Here is an 18,833-nt window from a genome sequence, read left to right on the forward strand (position 1 = left end):
CGGCACGACGAAGGCGGAACACACGATGTACGACCTGGTGATTGTGGGCGCGGGACCCTACGGTCTCTCCGTGGCCGCCCACGCGGCGGCGCACGGGCTGAAGCTGCGCGTCTTCGGCCGCCCCATGGAGTCCTGGCACGCCATGCCCACCGCGATGTTCCTGAAGTCCGAGCCGTGGGCCTCCCACCTCTCCGACCCTCAGGGCGCGTACGGGCTCGACGCCTACGCGGCGACCCAGGGCATCCGCGCCGAGCACGGGGTGCCGCTCCCGGTCGGCTTCTTCGCCGCGTACGGCGACTGGTTCGCCCGCCAGGCGGTGCCCGCGCTCGACGAGCGGCTGATCTCCCGGGTCGCGCCGGGCCCCGGCGGCGAGGGCTTCGAGGTGACGGCGGAGGACGGCGAGACCTTCCGGGCCCGCACGGTCGCGCTCGCCGTCGGCGTGCTCCCCTTCATGGAGGTCCCCGGCCCGCTGCGCGGACTGCCCCGCCGGTACGCCACCCACTCCAGCCACCACGGCGAGCTCGACGGCTTCGCCGGCCGGGACGTCACCGTGATCGGCGCCGGTCAGGCCGCTCTGGAGACCGCCGCGATCCTCACCGAGCAGGGCGCCGCCGTGCGCATCCTGGCCCGCTCGGACCGGCTGAACTGGAACACCGTGCCGCCGGCCCTGGACCGCGGCACCTGGCAGTCGCTGCGCGCCCCGCACACGGGCCTCGGCTGCGGCTGGCAGAACCGGCTGTACGCGGACACCCCCGGGATCTTCCGTCGGCTGCCCGCCGCCACCCGCGAGCGGATCTTCGACTCGGCGCTGGGGCCGGCCGGTGCCTGGTGGCTGCGCGAGCGGTTCGGCGCGGTCGGGGACGTACGGCTTGGACAGCGGGTCACGGCGGCGACGGTGACCGCCGACGACCGGCTGCGGCTCGACGTGGCCGGGCCGGACGGCGCCTCGGTGGTGGAGACCGACCATGTCATCGCGGCGACCGGCTTCGTGCCGAGCCTGGACCGGGCGGACGTGCTCGCGCCCGAGCTGCGGGACGGGCTGCGCCGGGTGGGGCTCGGCGGGGCGCCCGAGGTGGGGGCGCTGTTCGAGTCCTCCCGGCCGGGCCTCTTCCTCGCCGGACTGCTCACGGCACCCTCGTACGGGCCCTCGATGCGCTTCGTGTTCGGCGCGGGCTACACGGCCGGACGGCTCGTGAAGGGCGTACGGCAGCGGCTGCGGACCGGCGGCGGCCGGGTGGGCCGGCCGCGTTCGGGCGCGGAGGCGGTGGCCGCCGCCCGCTGACACGACGGAGGCCGGCCCCGGGGAACGTGGTGGACACTCCCCGGGGCCGGCCTCCCTGCGCCGGACGCGAACGTCAGGCGTTGATGCAGGTGTTGAACGCGGTCGGGTTCAGGATCCCGATGATGTTCACGCTGTTGCCGCAGACGTTGATCGGCACGTGGATCGGCGCCTGGACGACGTTGCCCGAGAGGACACCCGGCGAACCGATGGCAACGCCCTCGGCCTCGGCGTCGGCCATCGCGGGGGTGGCGGCACCCAGGGCCATGATCAGACCGGCGACGACGGCGGCAGCCTTCTTACACTTCATTTCGTCTGGATCCTTTCCTACGGCGAAGACAGTTCTCCGCTGCACACTCCCCAACGAACCTGCCACGAAAAGGAAACCGGCTTATCGTCGGACTTCCGCCATTCACTCCACTGCTTCTCCTGAATACGCCGAACAGGCGGCGAATACGCCGAGCAGGCGGCGCTCAACGCGGCCAGATCGGCGTACGGACGAGCCGTTCCCATTCACGGTCCGGCACCCCCGGCACGGCCCGACCGGCCTGCATCCACTGCCTGGCCAGCGAGGAGTAGAGCGGGAAGGGCTCCCGGTCGACCGGCGGCGGGTCGGCCACATATCGGCTCTTCGGAATGAAGGCCATCCGCTCCCATTTCCCGGGTTCGGGCGTCATATTCGCTCCTTCCGGCGTGGTTCCGGGCATCATGACACAGCGTCCGCAGGAGAGTGATTCGTCCTGTCCATGTCGCGTCGCGTACCTGTGTGCGAGCGCGTCCGATTTAACGTTTCGCCATGAAATTGCCCCGCCCAGGACGCCTGCTGCTCTTGTCCACGGCTCTGGTCGCGCTCGCGTCCGGCTCACTCGCCCTCGCCCCGTCCGACCTGCCGTCCCCGAAGTACGGACTCAACCTGCTCGTGGTGGGGACCGACGTCCGCGCGGGAGTGACCGCCCAGGAGAGGAAGCGGTACCGGCTCGGCAGCGCCGAGTGCGCCTGCACCGACGTGATCATGCTGGTCCACGTCTCCGCGAAGAACGACCGGGTGAGCGTGGTGAGCCTGCCGCGCGACTCGCTCACCGAGTTCCCGGCGGGCCATCTGGACCGCCGTACGGGCGAGGAGCACGAAGCCCACCTCGCGAAGATCAACCACGCCTGGACGGAAGGCGGTTCGGGCTTCACGATCGACACCGTCGAGGCGATGACAGGGGTCCCCGTCCACCGCTATCTGGAGATCGACTTCCGCCGCTTCATGGACACGGTGAACCACTTCGACAAGGGCGTCCCCGTCTGTACGAAGACCCGCCTCAAGGACCCGGTGACGGGGATCGATCTGCGCCCCGGCACGACGCCGCTGCGGGGCGGCCCGGCACTCCAGTACGTACGGTCGCGGCGCGCGGACGGCAGGATGGACTTCGGGCGCATCCAGAAGCAGCAGCTGTTCATGGCCAACACGCTCAGGAACGTACGGGACGGGCTGACGCGCGACCCGAAGGCGCTGCGGGCCCTGGCCTCGACACTGCGGGGCAAGGCGAAGGCCGAGCGCGGGATCTCGGTGGCCGAGCTGGTGGCCCTCGCGGGCCGGCTGCGCAACGTCACCCCGGCGCAGACGCAGTTCGCGACGGTACCGGTCGCCGGTTTCAACGAGGACATGGAGGACGTCGGCTCGACCCTCGCCTGGGACGACGACGAGGCGGCCCAGGTGTTCGGCGCGCTGCGCACCGACCGCCCCCTGCCGAAGGCCAAGCCGAAGCCGACCAGCGACGTCCCCGACGGTCTCGGCGACTACAAGCCGGTCGGCGGCTCGACCCTCCTCTGCAAGTGACGCTCAGCGGTCCAGCGCGCGGGCCAGCTCGGTGGGGTCGGTCGTCGGCGCGTCGCAGGCGAAGTGCCGGCAGACGTACGCGGCGGCGGCCCCGCCCACCAGCGGACGGTCCTTCAGGAGCGGGAACTCGTCGCTGTCGGGCGGGCCGAAGGCGAGGACCGCGCCGGGGGTGGTGGCGTCCAGGGCGGTCCGGCACAGGGCGCGGAAGGCCTCGTCGTCACGGGCGCCGACCACGGCGATCTCGCGCGGCCCGTCGAGCAGGGCCTCGGCGACGGCCAGACCCCAGCCGATGAAGCGGGGCGCGCGCGGGCCGAGCGCCTTGACCACGCCGAGGGCGCCCTCGGCGGCGCTGCGGTGGGCCTCGGAGCCGGTGTGCGCCGCGTACGAGAGCAGGGCCCCGGCGGCGGCGGTCCAGCCGGAGGGGGTGGCGTTGTCGGTGGGGTCCTGGGGGCGCCGGATCAGCCGCTCGGCGTCGTGCGCGGTGTCGTAGAGCGCGCCGCCCTCGGCGGTGAACTGGTCGAGGACGATGTCCAGCAGGAACCCGGCGAACTCCAGCCAGACGCCCTCGCCGGTGACGGAGGCGAGCGCGAGGAAGCCCTCGGCGACGTCGGCGTAGTCCTCCAGGACCCCGGCGTTGGCGCCCGCGTGCCCGTCCTTGGAGGTACGGGTCAGGCGGGCGGCGTCGTCGAGGTGCAGCCGGACCAGCAGATCGGCGGCCTCGGTGGCCCGCTCGACCAGGTCGGGGCGGTCGAGCAGGGCGCCGGTCTCGGCGAGGGCGGCGATGGCGAGCCCGTTCCAGGCGGCGACGACCTTGTCGTCCCGCCCCGGCCGGGCCCGCTCCTCCCGGGCGGCGAGCAACCGCTCCTTGATCGACCCGATCCTCTCGGCATCCGCGACCCCGGCATCCAGCGGAAGCTGAAGCACGGAGGCCCCGTGCTCGAACGTCCCGTCCTCGGTGACCCCGTAGTACCGCGCGGCATAAGCACCGTCGTCCTCACCAAGCACCTCGGCGAACTGTGCCGGCGTCCAGGCATAGAAAGCCCCCTCGACATGCCGCCCACTCCCGTCATCGGAATCGGCGTCGAGCGCGGACGCGAACCCGCCCTCGGGGGTGCGCAGTTCACGCACCATGAAGTCGGCGGTCTCCAGGGCGACCCGGCGGGCCAGGTCGCTGCCGGTGGCCCGCCAGAGGTGGGCGTACACCCGGCAGAGCAGCGCGTTGTCGTACAGCATCTTCTCGAAGTGCGGCACGACCCAGGCCCGGTCGACGGAGTACCGCGCGAACCCGCCCCCGAGCTGGTCGTAGATCCCGCCGCGGGCCATCGCCTCACAGGTGTCGGCGGCCATCTGGAGCGCGCCCTCGGCCCCCGTACGGGCATGGTGGCGCAGCAGGAACTCCAGCACCATCGACGGCGGGAACTTGGGCGCACCGCCGAACCCCCCGGACGTCGCGTCGTACTCGCGCACGAGCCCGAGCAGCGCCTGAGCGAGCTCGGCCTCCCCGGGCACACCGTCGCCCCCATAGGCGAGCGACCGCCCGGCAAGATCCTTCACGATCCGCGCCGCGACCTCGGCAACCTCCCCCCGCCGCTCACTCCACGCCTGCGCCACCCCGTCGAGCACCTCACCGAAGGACGGCATGCCATGCCGGGGCTCAGGCGGAAAGTACGTACCGAAGTAGAAGGGCTCGGCATCGGGCGTAAGAAACACGGTCATCGGCCACCCCCCCTGCCCGGTCGCGGCCTGCACAGCCTCCATGTACACCGCATCGACATCGGGCCGCTCCTCCCGATCCACCTTGACGGCAACGAACCGCCCATTGACCAGCGCGGCCGTCCCTTCGTCCTCGAAGGACTCGTGGGCCATGACGTGGCACCAGTGGCACGCGGAGTAACCGACCGACAGCAGAACCGGCACATCCCGCCGCTTCGCTTCCTCGAACGCCTCGCGCCCCCAGGGCCACCAGTCGACCGGATTGTCGGCATGCTGAAGCAGATAAGGCGAGGTCGTACCAGCCAACCGGTTCATACAGCCCAGCCTCTCACAGCACCTTGCGCGACCGGTGAAACCCTCGCGCACACGTGAGCCGTCACGTGGCGGTCGGCTCCACACGAACGAGTTTCGACCGCCCCTTCGCCATCGATTCAACTAGCGCGCCACAGCCACGGGACCGAGCGGTGCGTCGATCCCAACCGCCCACTTCTTGTGCAAGTGACAGTAACTGAAGTACCTTGCACGACATGCAAGATGACGCATGGTCACCCCCTTCTGTCCTGCTGACGGTCGATCTCGTGATCCTGACGCTGCGGGAGAGTCGTCTGCATGTCCTCTTGGTGGAGCGGGGCGAAGAGCCCTTCCGGGGCATGCTCGCGCTGCCTGGAGGATTTCTGAGTCACGATGGTGAGGAGATCCTGGACGCCGCCCACCGCGAACTGAGTGAGGAAACCGCCCTGACCTCCGGCTGGGTGCACCTCGAGCAGCTGGCCGTATACGGCAGCTCGGGCCGTGACCCGCGAGGCCGAGTCGTCTCCGTAGCTCACCTGGCGATCGCGCCGGGGTTGCCCGACCCTGTCGCGGGGACGGATGCCACTGATGCCGCGTGGATACCCGCAGAAGCCGTCCTGTCCGGCGAGACCACCCTCGCCTTCGATCACCGTCAAATCGCTACGGACGGGATCGAACGCGCGCGCACCGAGATTGAATTCTCGGCACTGGCCGCTGCGTTCTGCGGGGAGAGCTTCACCATCGCGGAGCTGCAGCAGGTGTACGAGGCCGTCTGGGGCACCACACTCGACACCCGCAATTTCTATCGGAAGGTCCAAGCCGCGAAGGGATTCATCGTCCCCGTCGGCACGGACCGCAGGAGCACGGGAGGACGGCCCGCTCGGCTGTACCGGGCCGGTCCGAACACCGTGCTGTTCCCACCGCTGATCCGACCCGCGCCATCCGCGACGGAAGAGAACACGAGAGGGGAAGAGGAGTAGATGCCGAAAGGCCCGGTGGTGATTCTCACCGCCCTCAATCTTGAATATCAGGCCGTGCGGCGGAGGCTGACGGACCTTGAGTTACATCGCCATGAGCGTGGTACCCGGTTCGAAGTGGGCACCGTACGGGGCACATCGTGCCGCGTCGCACTCGGCCTGACGAACAAGGGGAACCATGCCGCCGCGGTGATCGCAGAACGCGCGATCCAGGAGTTCTCGCCGGTGGCCGTGTTGTTCGTCGGAGTCGCCGGCGCGCTGTGGGACGCCACCAGGCTGGGAGACGTGGTGATGGCGTCACACGTGTACGCCTACCACGGCGGGACCAGCGAGGACGACGGGCTCAAAGCCCGTCCCCGGGTGTGGGAAGCGCCGCACGGCATCAGCCAGCTCGCCTCGCACCTGGCCCGTTTGGACGACTGGGCGGACCCCACACCTGGCCACGAGGACAGACCTCATCTGCGTTTCGGGGCCATCGCCGCCGGCGAGATCGTCCAGAACTCGAGGATCTCGGCCGAGGCGAAGTGGATCCGGCAGCACTACAACGACGCGCTCGCCATCGAGATGGAGGCGGCCGGCGTGGCCCAGGCCGGCCATCTCAGCGGAGCGCCGGTGGCCATCGTCCGGGGTATCAGCGACCGGGCGGACGGCACAAAGAACAGTTCGGAGGACCGCAACTGGCAGCCTCGGGCCGCGGCGAACGCGGCGGCTTTCGCCATCCGGTTGGCAGTGGAACTGGTGGGCGAGCAGGAGGAGGCGGCCGCAATGCCCCGAGACGACAGGGTCCGTTCGGCTGACCGGTTCGACCGTGGCGTCAGCAACACCGTCCACAACAGCACCGTCGGCATCATGGCTGGCTCAGTCACGGGCAGCAGTGTCCACATGAACGGGGTCTCGAAGGCACCCGGCCCGACGGACCTGATCACAGAGCTGAACGGTTTCCGCGACCAGCTGGGATGGCACCGCACCGAGGGCGCCCTCGACGAGGACAGCTACCGGGAGGCCCTGACCGATCTGGACTCCGCCCTCCGGTCGGCGAGGGAACGCACCCCTGAATCGTCGAAGCGGACGGTCATGACGCTCAAGAGGCTGCGTGGACTGGTCGCGGATTGCCCCGCACTGGTGGCCGCACTGGCTCCCATGGTCGCTTCGGCCGGTGACCTGGGATGAGCCGCGACGACGGTGCCTCATACAGCTCGGCCGCGTACAACTCCACCATCGGGATCCAAGCCGAGGTCGTGCACGACTCCACCATCAACTTCGTCCACCCGGACGCCACGCCTCAGGAGAAGTACCGGGTCGGCGTACAGCTCCTGGAGGACGGCGTCCCCAGTCGAGCCCGAGAAATGATCACTGATGCGATCGTCCGTGGCCACGACGGTGCGGAGGTTCGCTTCCATTGGGTACTCGCCATGCTCAGCGCACGCACCCACCACGACCTGAGCGCCGAGGAGGTCGAGCGGCTGCGCTACACCTCCAGGCTCGTGCGGTCCTACGCTGAGGACGAGTGGAAGGAAGCCCTGCGCGTCACCTTCGACCTGTTGGCGGTACTCAGCACCTCCGGCAGCGAGACCGGCCCCGTGTTGAAGCAGCTGCAGGACCTGCCGATCCGCCAGCACGACGCGATCCTCCGCCACCTCGACCTCATGCTCACCGGAGGGCTGAAGGACGATCTGTGGGCCGAGACCCTCGGACGGGCCAGGGCGGAGCGCTTCGGCAACAACCGGGCCCAGCGGGTCTGGGCCTATTTCGCACCCGCCCCCATCGGGGCGCGGGCCGTTCCGCCCCGCCCGAGCACTGCTGCCGCCGCAAAGGCGGCCCTCTCTGTCCGGGCGGTCCTGTTCGTCGTCAGCAGTGCGCTCCTCTGGGCCCTGGCGCTGTTCGCGGATCCGGTCCAGGCGGTCGTGGAGTTACCGGTGGCACTCGGCGCGGGACTGACTGCGGCCCGCTTCGGCGTGCGGTGGTGGGGCCGGGCGCCCAGGCCCGGCCGCACGGCCGGGGCGCGCGTCCCGCACCCGCGTGACCCCGCCTCCACCGAGGACGGATTCACCAAGCGTGTCCGCCATTCGTTCGATCACTACTTCAGCGTTCGCAGACCCCACGGGTTCGCCTCGGACGACTGGCTCGCCCACACCGTTCAGATCCGCAGCAACCTCACCACCGAGATCGCGGAGCTCTACCGGGAGAGCCGGATCGGTGTGGAGCGAGTCGACTGGCTGATCCGACACCTCGCCGAGGACGCCCGAAATCGCTACAACAACGGCACTCTGTTCGATCAGCACCGCCAGGACCGGACTCCAGGCGGGACGAAGGCACTGACCATCGCGGCCCTGGCTGTTCTCTGGGCGGCTGCTCTGGCCGCGTTCGGCACCGCGGTGTCCAGTGCCGTCCAACCGCAGGCTCTGTGGGCTTTCCTGGCCTTGCTCGGTGCGGCCTGGTCCGGGCACGTGTCCGCTTCCCGATGGCTGGAGGTCCGGCGCGAAGAGCACCGACTGGACCGAGAGGCTCAGGAGTACCAGGCAGAACTGACGGCGCGACAGATCGCCTATCAGCGCTGGCAGTCGTTCCTGAGAGATACGCGCCCCAGCGAGCTGGAGATGGAGACCTGGCTCACTTGCGACAAGACTTCGTTCGTCGATGAGGCACTCCGACACTACCGGCTCACCTGGCGCGACCTGATCACCCACACCATCCTGGTGGCCCCTGCTCCTTCCTACAAACGAGGCCGGGTCCGAGGCGGCCCGTGGCGGTACTCGCACTACGTCTTCCGTCTGTTCCTGTTCACCCAGGACGGCATCCGCGAGATCAGCTCCGAGTTCAACTTCTCCGACGCAACGCGCAGGAACGAGCAGCGGACCAACTACCGGTTCGACGCGCTGGCATCCGTGCAGGTGACGGAGAACGTCGATGTCGGCTACGACCTCGAGCTCCTGCTCGCCAACGGGCCGGCCAGGAAGATCCGTGTCAAGGACGCCGACGCCCATCAACTGGCGCCGACCGAGAGTTCCCGGGAAATCTCCGAGATCAACCTCAGCGCGGCCGGCTCCACCCACACGTTCCGCCTCCTGGAGGGGGTGGCGGCGGACGGGAAGAGCTGGATCGAACGGCACGAGCGCGACAGCCTGGCGCCCTTCCAGGTCGTCGGCTGATCCTGACCTCGAGCAGAGGAGTGCCTGTGACCTCCACGGATGACGTCACCGAGAGCAAGATCCTGCTGGCCGAGTACGACCGTCTCAAGGAGGAGCAGAAGACCCGCATAGGGTTCCGCGACAACCTGCTCTACTTCACGCTCGCCGCAGCCACTGCGGTCGTGGCGATCACCGCCCAGAGCGGACAGTTCCGGCTGCTGCTCTCCGTGCCAGCGATCTGTCTCATCCTGGGCTGGACCTACCTGGTCAACGACGAGAAGATCTCGGCCATCGGCCGCTACGTCCGCGACCGGCTGGGGCCGCGTCTGGAGGAACTCACCTCCGCCCACGGCGCGGTGTTCGGCTGGGAGGTCTACCACCGCAACGTTGCGGGCCGCACCGTGCGCAAGCGGCTTCAGACCGCGGTGGACCTGTTCACGTACCTGGTCCTGCCCATGGTCTGCACGACAGCGTTCTGGTGCTCTCCCGTCGTTCAGCCCCTGCTCGTGCTCGCTTCTCTCGGGCAGACGCTCGCCCTGGCTGTACTGGGCTGGCAGTTCCTGCGCCGTACGGAGCAGTAGCGCCAGGCTTCGCCAGGAGCCGGGACATCACAGCGCCGGGCCGCCTCGAAGGTCCCTGCCGACCAGGGCTACCGGTGACGGGGGTCGGTATGCGCGCGCATCGGCGGCGGATACGGCGGAGCCCCGTCCGTGTGCCACGGGTGGGTGGGGGGTGGACGGGGCAGCGATATGGGGAAGCGGCCCCGTTCCTCGCAGGTCGAATGCGAGGAACGGGGCCGCTTCACGCGGGAAGCTGGCGTCAGCCGCCGACGTTCCCGTTCTGGGAGAGGACCTCGCCCAGGATGTGCGACAGCGCGTCGTCGCCCTTCTGCTGCACGGAGTTCTGGGTGCAGGTCTGGTTCGAGATCGGGTTGCCCAGGACGTCCTGGACCGCGATCGGAACACCGATGAGGGCACCGATCGGAACCTGCGCCTCGATCTTCTGCACGTCGAAGCAGTGCAGGACACCGCCGTTGACGAGGCCGAAGTTCGGGCTCATGTAGCCACCGGTGGAGTTGCTGCCGATGGACTGCTTCGACTGGTTGCCGATGATGTTGGCGCTGCCGCCGTCGTTGCCGGCAGCCATGGCCGTCGACGCACCCATGCCCACGACGGAGGCGGCAACCGCAGCGGTGGCAAGAACCTTCTTGATCACGAGATCTTCCTTCTTGAGCTCGATGGCCCGGAACTGCTCCGTTGACCGAAGCGACCTGATCAACTGCCTCTGGAGGGATTGGTTCCGGGGCGTCACCCGGACGCGGTATTCGGCAGATGAACGCCATCGGACGGGAGGTCGACGGGCAGTCGTTCGGGTGGTTCGGGGGCCGGCCCGATTCCCTTGTGGGCACTGGCCGTTCGCTCCGATCCCTCGCGCCGACGGGTGCCCCGCAGGACACTTGCACTCGGACTGTTCGGGCCGGATGCTTCCGGCGGGCGGAGGGGGACGCGGATGCGGGACAGCCACCGGAGCGAGGCCGAGCGGGTGTGGGAACGGGCCGTGGCGGAGGAGGTACGGCGCTCCGCGGGCCGGGTCGACCGGGACGCGCTGCTCGCCCGTGGCCGGGCCGCCTTGGACGCCATGGCGGCGGCAGCGGGTGAGGAGTACGCGGCGTATCTGCGGGCCGATACCGATGCGGGGGGTGCGTCCGGCTCTGTCGGGGTGCCTTTGCTCGTGACGGCCGTCGCCGCGGTCGCCGCGGTCGGTGGTGATCTGGCGCTGGGGACCGGCGCCGGTACGGCGCTCGGCGCGGGCGCCGTAGTGGCGGTGGCGGGTTCGGCGGCGACCGCTCTGAGGACGGGCGCGTACCGCAAGGGCGGGGAGGTCGGCCGGCCCGGAGAGGCTGAGCAGCTGCGGACTGCGTGGCTCACGGCCTTCGAGGTACGGGGTGTGCGGCCCTTCCTGGAGCAGCAGCGGGTGTTGCTCGGCACCGCCGGGCAGCCCCCGCAGAAGGTGGTCGAGCGGCTGCGGGGCGCGGACCGCAGCGCGGCGGCCCGGCGGCGTACCGTACTGGAGCAGTCCTTCGGGCATCTGCCGGACCCGGCGGGGCCGTTCGCGGGGCGGCGGGCCGAGCTGGCGCAGATCACCCGGTGGGTGCAGGCGGGGCGGGCGGCGACGACGACCCGGCCGACGGTGGTGATGCTGCACGGGGCGCCCGGCTCGGGGCGTACGACCCTGGCGGTGCGGGCGGCGCACGCGTTGCGGGACCAGTTCCGCGGGGCGGTCGTGGTGGACCTGCGGGGCGGCGCGACGCGCGGCGAGAAGCCGCTCGCCACCCGGGAGGCGCTGCTGCACCTGCTGAACCGGCTGGGCGCGCCGCGCGAGCAGCTGCTGTTCCGGGAGCGGGCGTCGGCGGAGCAGCAGGTACGGCGGCTCGCTGAGCTGTACCACCAGCATCTGACGGGGCTTCCGGTGACGGTGGTGCTGGACGACGCGGTGGACGCGGCGCAGGTGCGGACGCTGCTGCCGGAGCGCTCGGACAGTCTGGTCCTGGTGACCTGCCGTACCCCCCTGGAGCTGGGGGCGGACGTACCCGCCTCGGTGCACGTGCTGCCGGTGACGGCGCTGGACGAGGCGGGCGCGGAGGAGCTGCTGGGCGCGGCGGAGGGCGCCCGGGAGGCGTACGACGCGGAGGGCCTGGCGCGGGCGCGGGAGCTGTGCGGCGGGCTGCCGTTGGCGCTGCGGGCGGCGGGGGCGCTGCTCGACGGGCGCGCGGCGGACACGGTCGTCGGGCTGCTCGGCGCGGCCGGTGCGGACGCCGGTCCGGTGGAGCGGGCGCTGGCGGCCGGTTACGCGGCGGGGCTCGACGAGGACGGGCGGCGGCTGCTGCGCCGGCTGCCGCTGGCGGGGCGGGCCTCGCTGGGGGCGGCCGCCGCGGGGGCGCTGCTCGGCGCGCCGGGCGCGGAGGGGGCGCGGCTGCTGCGGGAGCTCGCCGCGGCGGGGCTGCTCGACCATGTGCGCGGGGAGCGGTACCGGCTGCACGACGCGGTGCGCGGGTTCGCGGCGGCGCGGCTGGTCGAGGAGGAGGACCAGGCGGAGATCGCGGCGGCGCAGGAGCGGTTGATCCGCAACTACGCGGAGCTGGCGGACGCGGTGATCCGGATGGTCGACGGGAAGATGTCGACGCGGGCCGACCGCTTCGACGGGCACGGCTTCGGGTCGCTGGACGCGGCGCTGCGCTGGCTGGACGAGGAGTCCAGCTTCATCACGGCGACGCTGCGGCACGCGGAGGGCGTGGACCAGCAGACGGTGCTCGACCTGCTCGGCGCGCTGTGCGACTACTGCCTGCTGCGCGGCGACCTGTACCGGCTCGGCGAGATCAACGAGCTCTCGGACGCGGTGGGCCAGGGGCGCCTGTCCCGCTCGGTCCAGTGGCGTACCGGCATCGCGGCCCGCCAGCTGGGTGAGCTGGACAAGGCCCGTACGACCCTCACCTCGGTCGTCTCCCTCTATCAGGAGGCGCACCAGGACGCGGGGGCGGCGCTGGCGCTGTGCTCGCTCGGCATCACCCTGCACCACCAGGGCAACCTGGCGGAGGCGGCGGCCAGGCTACGGGAGGCGCTGGTCCTCCAGGAGCCGGAGTCGCTGGCCGCGGACCGGGGCTGGACGCTGCACGCCCTGGCGGCGGTGGAGCGCGACCGGGCGAACCTGGCGGAGGCCCTGACGCTGCTGGACCGGGCACTGGCGCTGCACAAGGAGAACGAGTCCCTGCACGGCGAGGCCTGGGCACACTTCCAGCTCGGCCAGGTGTTCCTGCGGACCGGCGAGGTGGCGCGGGCGGAGGACGAACTGCGGCTGGCCCTCGACCGGTACGGGCGCACCCACGACGGGCGCGGGCAGGCGTGGGCGCTGACCCAGCTGGCCAGGGCCCGGCTGGTCGACGGCGATGTGGGGCCCGCGGTGGACGGGCTGCGGCAGGCGCTGGCGCGGCACCGGGAGCAGGAGGACGCGCGGGGCGAGGCGTGGACCCTCTACTACCTGGGGCACGCCCTGGAGGAGCGGGGCGACCGGGACCAGGCGGTACGGGAGCTGGAGCGGGCGCGGACGATGTTCTCGCGGATGCGGGACGTCTACGGCTTGGCATGCGCCCGCCACCATTCGGGCCGGGTCACCCGCGACCAGCGGGCCGCCCAGACCGGCAACCTCCGCAACTCCGGCTTCGCCCGCCAGCTCCTGATGGACGCCCGCGCGGACTTCCACCGCATCGGGGTGGCCCACGGCGAGGCCTGGACCTGCCTGGAGCTGGCGATCGTGGACGCCGGCAACGACCGCCCGGCGCAGGCCCTGGAGCTGTGCGCGGAGGCGGCCCGCCTCTTCGCCGCGTACGGCGACCACCGCGGCACCGACTGGGCCCGCTTCCTGCGCTGCACCCTGCTCCCCGACCCGGACGCGGCCCGCGAGGAGCTGGCGGCCCTGACCACGACCCGCCACCCGAGCCGCGACCCCCGCCTGGACGACTGCGCCGAGGCCTACACCCTGATCCTGGAGCGCGGCACCCTGCGCGACGCGGGCTGGCAGGCCTGGGACCTGGGCATGGTGCCGGGGCGGCATGCGCGGGAGGTGATGGGGGTGACGGTGGAGGTGGACGCCCCGTAGGCACCCCGTAGCGGTGGCCCCGGGCAGCACCCGTACGGGCCCCGGCCACGCCGGGGCCCGTACGAGGGTGTGCGGTTACTTGTCCGCCGGGCCCGTGGACGGGGCGGCGGTGCCCGCCGTGGCCGGGTCCGGGGATTCGGTGAAGTCGATCTTGTGCATGTGGCGGTTCATCGACTTCATCAGGCCCCAGACGGCCAGCGCCAGGACGGCGAAGACGACGAACCCGAGGACGCCGGGGGTCACCTTGTTCTTGTCCAGTTCTTCGGCGGCGAAGGGGACAAGCTGGGTCATTGCCAGGTGTGCGCTCATGCTAGGCATTCTCGCGGATGCCCGCGAAGAGATCTTGCTCGGGGATGGAAGTGGCGACGAGGGACTTGCTGAGCTCGTACTCCTCGGTCGGCCAGACCTCCTTCTGGATCTCCATCGGGACGCGGAACCAGCCGCCGTCGGGGTCGATCTGGGTGCGGTGGGCGATGAGCGCCTTGTCGCGGGTCTCGAAGAAGTCGGCGCAGGGGACGTGGGTGGTGAGGTTGCGCGGCTTGCCGCCGAACTCGTCCCAGCGCTTCAGCCAGTCCCCGTACGGCGACTCCAGGCCGCGCTCCAGGAGCGCGTTGTGCAGCGCCTCGGTGCGCGGGCGGTTGAAGCCCTGGTTGTAGTAGAGCTTCTGCGGCTGGTGGGGCGCGCCGAACTCGGCCTCGGGGTACTTCGCGGTGTCGCTCGCGCCCTCGAAGGCCACCATCGTGATCTTGTGGGTCATGATGTGGTCGGGGTGCGGGTAGCCGCCGTTCTCGTCGTAGGTCGTGATGACCTGCGGACGGAAGCCGCGGATCCGGCGGACCAGCTCGCCGGCCGCCTGGTCCACGTCCGCGAGGGCGAAGCAGCCCTCCGGCAGCGGCGGCAGCGGGTCGCCCTCGGGCAGGCCCGAGTCGACGAATCCCAGCCAGTCCTGGTCGACGCCGAGGATCTCGCGGGCCTCGTCCATCTCCTTGCGGCGGACCTCGTCGATGTTCGCCTCGATATAGGGGTCGCCCTGGAGCTTCGGGTTGAGGATCGAGCCGCGCTCGCCGCCCGTGCAGGTCACCACGAGGACCTCCACCCCCTCGGACACATACTTGGCCATCGTCGCCGCGCCCTTGCTCGACTCGTCGTCGGGGTGGGCGTGAACGGCCATCAGTCGCAGCTGCGTAGTCAAGACTCGATCCTCAGTCATTCGTCGCCTAGGGAGGTCTCTATAGTGACGGAATCGGGGGTGGGAAAATTCCGGCACCCCCGCCGGGGATCCCGGCGGCGAAAGGAACGATCATGAGCGCGGTGCGAGAGCAGCTCCCCGAGGGGCGCTACGGCCGCTCCGCGGACGAGCGCGCCGACCGGAAGCTCAAGATCGCCGGCGCCGTGCTGGGCACCCTGTTCCTGGCCATGATCGGCTGGTTCGGCTGGCACTACGTCGGCGGGACGAAGATCAGCGCCGAGATCATCAAGTTCGACGTGGTGAGCGACAGCGAGGTCCAGGTCCACCTGGAGATCCGCAAGGACGCCGACGTGACGGGCGTCTGCACGATGCGCTCCCGCTCCGAGGACGGCGCCGAGGTCGGCCGCAAGGACGTCCCCGTCGACCAGGCCGGCAGCCGCATCGACGACGTCTACTCGATCCGTACGACCGCCAAGGCGACCAGCGCCGAGCTTCTGGGGTGTACGGCGCGGTAGCAGTGGGTAGGGAGCCCGGGACGAGCTCGGCCGGGTCACCACGGTGACCTGGGGTGACGCGAACGCCGTGGTTTATGTCCTCCCGCTTTTCGCCACTCATTGTTAGGCTCGTGGTTTCGCCCGCCCGGGAAGGCGCATCCTTTCCGTGTAGGGCGATGCTTTGTATTCCCAGTACCTACGAGGAGCACCTGTGACCCAGACCAGCGAGAACGTCACCTGGCTCACCCAGGAGGCGTACAACAAGCTCAAGGACGAGCTTGAGTACCTGTCTGGTCCCGCGCGTACCGAGATCGCGACCAAGATCGCCGCGGCGCGCGAGGAGGGCGACCTGCGCGAGAACGGCGGGTACCACGCGGCCAAGGAGGAGCAGGGCAAGCAGGAGCTCCGGGTCCGGCAGCTCACGCAGCTCCTGCAGAACGCCAAGGTCGGCGAGGCCCCCGCGGACGACGGCATCGTCGAGCCGGGCATGGTCGTGACGATCGCCTTCGACGGCGACGAGGACGACACGATGACGTTCCTGCTCGCCTCCCGCGAGTACGCGAGCGACGACATCGAGACGTACTCGCCGCAGTCCCCGCTCGGCATCGGCGTCAACGGCAAGAAGGCCGGCGACGACGCGGAGTACGAGCTGCCGAACGGCAAGAAGGCCACGGTGAAGATCCTCAGCGCCAAGCCGTACAGCGGCTGAGTCGCCGCTTGAGCCAGTGAAGGGCCGGTCCCCCGGAAGGGGCCGGCCCTTCGTCATGCTCATGCAATGATCAGGCCGTCGACCGGCAAGACGGGGGTGGGGGAACGTGCTGGGAGCGTTGCGCGAGGGGTCGCCGCGGCGGATCGGACCGTACGAGGTGCTCGCCCGGCTCGGCGCCGGCGGCATGGGCGAGGTCTTTCTGGCCCGGCTCGACACCTCCGGCGAGTTCTTCGCCGTCAAGACCGTACGGCGCGACTTCGCGGGCGACCCCGCCTTCCGGGACCGCTTCCGCCGCGAGGTGAAGGTCGCCGGTCTGGTCCGCAGCGCGCACGCCGCCGCGCCCGTCGGCGGCGACGCCGACGCCGAGCTGCCCTGGCTGGCCACCGCGTACGTCGCGGGCCCCAGCCTCTCCCAGGCCGTACGCCGCTCAGGACCGCTGCCGGTCCCCGCCGTCCGGGCCCTCGGCGCGCGCGTCGCGCGGGCCCTCGCCGACCTGCACGCGGCCGGGGTGCTGCACCGCGACCTCAAGCCGGGCAACGTCATGCTCGCCGTCGACGGCCCGCGCCTGATCGACTTCGGCATCGCCCGCGCGCAGGGCGCCACCACCATGACCGCGACCGGCCTCATGGTCGGCACCCCCGCCTTCATGTCGCCCGAGCATGTGGCCGGGGCGCGGAAGGTGACCGCCGCGTCGGACGTCTTCTGCCTCGGCTCGCTGCTCTGTTACGCGGCGACCGGCGAGGACCCCTTCGGCGACGGGCCCGTCGCGGCCGTCCTCTACCGCGTCTCGCAGGCCGAGGCCGACCTGGAGCGGCTGCCGGAGGAGCTGCGGGAGGTCGTCGCCGCGTGCCTGTCGGCGGACCCGGCCGCCCGGCCCACGCCTGAGGCCCTCGTCGAACTCCTCGGCGGCGAACGGCAGGCGCCGCCGTGGCCGGTGCCCGTCCGCGAGCACATCGGCGAGTACGGGACCGAGCTCGCCCAGCTCGTCGCCTCGGGCGGCCCGCTCCTGGAGCTCCCGGCGGCGACGGCGCCTGTCGTCACTTCGGGGCCGCCGGGACTGCACTTCGCGCCGACGGTCGCCCCCACGGGACCGACGGGACCCGCAGGACCCACCGGACCCGCCGGACCCACCGGATCGCCCGCCGCGCCCGCGTCGTCGAAGCGGCGCCGGCGGGGGCTGATCGCCGCCGTTGCCGCCCTCGCGGTCCTGGGCGGCGGCCTCGGCGCGTACCTCCTGTGGCCGCAGCCGACCCCGCCGAAGAAGCCGGTCACGGCCGGGCCCAAGGCGCCCGCCGCCGGGCCACGCGTCCCCGGCGTCGACGACCAGGGGCTCGCCGACGCCTCCGGGGTGGTCCCGCAGAACCTCACCCAGCGGCCGGCCGGCTGGAAGCCGTGGCGGGCGAAGCTGACGGCCCCGGCCTTCGGGTGCTCCGGGAACGAGCGGGTGCTGGTGTGCCGGACGACGGACGGGCGGTACGAGGCGCTGGATCCGGCGGACGGGAAGAGGTTGTGGGAGGCGGATCCGCACAACGAGAAAGCCCCGCAGGACAGCTATGTGAGCCCCACCGGCGGCATCTTCATCGCCCAGGAGGCGACCCGTCCCGTCGTCCACGACGGCCTGGTCGTGCTGGCGTTCGGCGGAGTGGTGCAGGTCCGGGACGCGCGCACGGGCGCGGTGAAGTGGGAGGCGGCGGCTCAGGCGGAGCAGGGCGAGCGCAGCCGCCCGCTGGTCGCCGACGGCGTGGTCTTCGTCGCCGCGAGGAGCACGGAGGGCCAGGACGCCGCAGAGCACGTCGGCCTGTTCGCCTACTCACTCGCCGACGGCCGCAGGCTGTGGACGAAGGTGCTCAACAACATCGTCCTCTCCAAGTCCGAGTTCCGGAACTTCGGTCCCGTCGCTTACGCCAAGGGCCTCGTGTACGTGCTCAGCGACGGCGGGATCATCGCGTACGACGCGAAGACCGGTGCCGTCCGCGGGCAGGTCGACAACGACGCGCGCACCTGCGAGGAGATCAGGGTGCTCGGGGCGGACGCGTACTGCGTCGACGTCTCCTACAACGGAGCGAAGGAAAGCGCCCACCTCCTCGACGCCGCGACACTCGCCTCCCGGAAGTCGCTGCCGGTACCCCCCGCCGGGGTGACACCGGCGTTCGTCACCGAGCGGGTGGCGGCCGGGGCCGATCGCGAGAAGGGCGGCCTGAAGCTCTTCGACCCGCGCGACGGCAAGGAGTTGGGCGTCTACGCGGCGAAGGCGGCGCCCGCCGGGCTGTCCCAGGCCTGGTCGGCGCCGCTGCTCGCGGGCGACCAGGTCGTCTACGCCGACTACTCCTCGCTCTACACCGTGCGGCTCGGCAAGGACGGCAAGCCCGCCGGGCTCAAGGTCACGCCGGTGCCGGGGGCACCCGGGGCGCGGGTCAAGGGGAACCCGTTCGACCTGGACATCGGCATCACCTACGCGAAGATGCTGCGCGCCCCCGAGGCGATCCCGGTCGGCGGCCTCGCCTACCTCGTCTACGACCAGGGCGTCGTCGCCTCCGTCGAACTCCCCCGCTGAGACCCACCGGAAAGGCGCGTT

Annotated in this window: 16 protein-coding genes; 10 read left to right on the forward strand and 6 right to left on the reverse strand. The window is 71.2% G+C overall.

All coding sequences use genetic code 11. The features are described 5' to 3' along the window. Positions 1-25 precede the first annotated feature (25 nt). Complete coding sequence (locus ABTZ54_RS18745; RefSeq protein ID WP_351664436.1) at positions 26-1,282, forward strand: FAD-dependent oxidoreductase; 1,257 nt, start codon at positions 26-28, stop codon at positions 1,280-1,282. A 73-nt stretch (positions 1,283-1,355) separates the two neighbouring features. Here ABTZ54_RS18745 and ABTZ54_RS18750 read toward each other — a convergent pair whose 3' ends face one another. Then, on the reverse strand, positions 1,356-1,589 hold the full coding sequence (locus ABTZ54_RS18750) for a chaplin (RefSeq protein ID WP_351664438.1): 234 nt from the start codon (positions 1,587-1,589) through the stop codon (positions 1,356-1,358). 163 nt (positions 1,590-1,752) lie between these two features. After that, complete coding sequence (locus ABTZ54_RS18755; RefSeq protein ID WP_329423450.1) at positions 1,753-1,956, reverse strand: hypothetical protein; 204 nt, start codon at positions 1,954-1,956, stop codon at positions 1,753-1,755. Between the two features lie 119 nt (positions 1,957-2,075). Here ABTZ54_RS18755 and ABTZ54_RS18760 point away from each other — a divergent pair, with 119 nt between their 5' ends. Further along, positions 2,076-3,104 (forward strand): LCP family protein, encoded by a 1,029-nt coding sequence (locus ABTZ54_RS18760; RefSeq protein WP_351664440.1) that lies wholly within the window; start codon positions 2,076-2,078, stop codon positions 3,102-3,104. 3 nt (positions 3,105-3,107) lie between these two features. Here the strand turns inward: ABTZ54_RS18760 and ABTZ54_RS18765 are convergent, their stop codons facing one another. Continuing rightward, positions 3,108-5,132, reverse strand: coding sequence for a thioredoxin domain-containing protein (locus ABTZ54_RS18765; RefSeq protein WP_351664442.1), 2,025 nt, complete (start codon positions 5,130-5,132; stop codon positions 3,108-3,110). A gap of 212 nt (positions 5,133-5,344) precedes the next feature. On the opposite strand from ABTZ54_RS18765, the gene ABTZ54_RS18770 reads away from it, so the two are divergent. From ABTZ54_RS18770 to ABTZ54_RS18785, 4 genes are read left to right on the forward strand one after another with little or no spacing between them, the layout of a single operon-like run. After that, on the forward strand, positions 5,345-6,088 hold the full coding sequence (locus tag ABTZ54_RS18770; protein WP_351664444.1) for an NUDIX hydrolase: 744 nt from the start codon (positions 5,345-5,347) through the stop codon (positions 6,086-6,088). Next, on the forward strand, positions 6,089-7,255 hold the full coding sequence (locus ABTZ54_RS18775) for a 5'-methylthioadenosine/S-adenosylhomocysteine nucleosidase family protein (RefSeq protein WP_351664446.1): 1,167 nt from the start codon (positions 6,089-6,091) through the stop codon (positions 7,253-7,255). It abuts the gene before it with no gap. Further along, complete coding sequence (locus tag ABTZ54_RS18780) at positions 7,252-9,234, forward strand: hypothetical protein (protein ID WP_351664448.1); 1,983 nt, start codon at positions 7,252-7,254, stop codon at positions 9,232-9,234. Before ABTZ54_RS18775 ends, ABTZ54_RS18780 begins: the two co-directional genes overlap by 4 nt. 26 nt (positions 9,235-9,260) lie before the next feature. After that, on the forward strand, positions 9,261-9,794 hold the full coding sequence (locus ABTZ54_RS18785) for a hypothetical protein (protein ID WP_351664450.1): 534 nt from the start codon (positions 9,261-9,263) through the stop codon (positions 9,792-9,794). Positions 9,795-10,032: 238 nt separating this feature from the next. Here ABTZ54_RS18785 and ABTZ54_RS18790 read toward each other — a convergent pair whose 3' ends face one another. Then, positions 10,033-10,428 carry a rodlin gene (locus ABTZ54_RS18790; RefSeq protein ID WP_351664452.1) on the reverse strand — a complete coding sequence of 132 codons (396 nt, stop codon included), beginning with the start codon at positions 10,426-10,428 and terminating at the stop codon, positions 10,033-10,035. A gap of 294 nt (positions 10,429-10,722) precedes the next feature. Between ABTZ54_RS18790 and ABTZ54_RS18795 the strand changes: the two genes are divergently transcribed. Next, positions 10,723-13,866, forward strand: a complete 3,144-nt coding sequence (locus tag ABTZ54_RS18795; protein WP_351664454.1) for a tetratricopeptide repeat protein — start codon at positions 10,723-10,725, stop codon at positions 13,864-13,866. 75 nt (positions 13,867-13,941) lie between these two features. Here ABTZ54_RS18795 and ABTZ54_RS18800 read toward each other — a convergent pair whose 3' ends face one another. Continuing rightward, the gene (locus ABTZ54_RS18800; protein WP_502997271.1) at positions 13,942-14,184 is read right to left on the reverse strand and encodes a hypothetical protein; all 243 of its coding nucleotides are present in this window, start codon (positions 14,182-14,184) and stop codon (positions 13,942-13,944) included. Next, positions 14,177-15,058, reverse strand: coding sequence for a mycothiol conjugate amidase Mca (gene mca, locus ABTZ54_RS18805; RefSeq protein WP_351664458.1), 882 nt, complete (start codon positions 15,056-15,058; stop codon positions 14,177-14,179). Before mca ends, ABTZ54_RS18800 begins: the two co-directional genes overlap by 8 nt. Before the next feature lie 110 nt (positions 15,059-15,168). On the opposite strand from mca, the gene ABTZ54_RS18810 reads away from it, so the two are divergent. From ABTZ54_RS18810 to ABTZ54_RS18820, 3 genes are all read left to right on the forward strand, one after another. Continuing rightward, on the forward strand, positions 15,169-15,570 hold the full coding sequence (locus ABTZ54_RS18810) for a DUF4307 domain-containing protein (RefSeq protein WP_351664460.1): 402 nt from the start codon (positions 15,169-15,171) through the stop codon (positions 15,568-15,570). A 190-nt stretch (positions 15,571-15,760) separates the two neighbouring features. After that, positions 15,761-16,258 carry a transcription elongation factor GreA gene (gene greA / locus ABTZ54_RS18815; protein WP_351664462.1) on the forward strand — a complete coding sequence of 166 codons (498 nt, stop codon included), beginning with the start codon at positions 15,761-15,763 and terminating at the stop codon, positions 16,256-16,258. A gap of 106 nt (positions 16,259-16,364) precedes the next feature. Further along, on the forward strand, positions 16,365-18,812 hold the full coding sequence (locus tag ABTZ54_RS18820; RefSeq protein ID WP_351664464.1) for a protein kinase domain-containing protein: 2,448 nt from the start codon (positions 16,365-16,367) through the stop codon (positions 18,810-18,812). Positions 18,813-18,833: the final 21 nt, after the last annotated feature.

The organism is Streptomyces sp. NPDC094032, assembly GCF_040303965.1.
GTDB lineage: Bacteria > Actinomycetota > Actinomycetes > Streptomycetales > Streptomycetaceae > Streptomyces.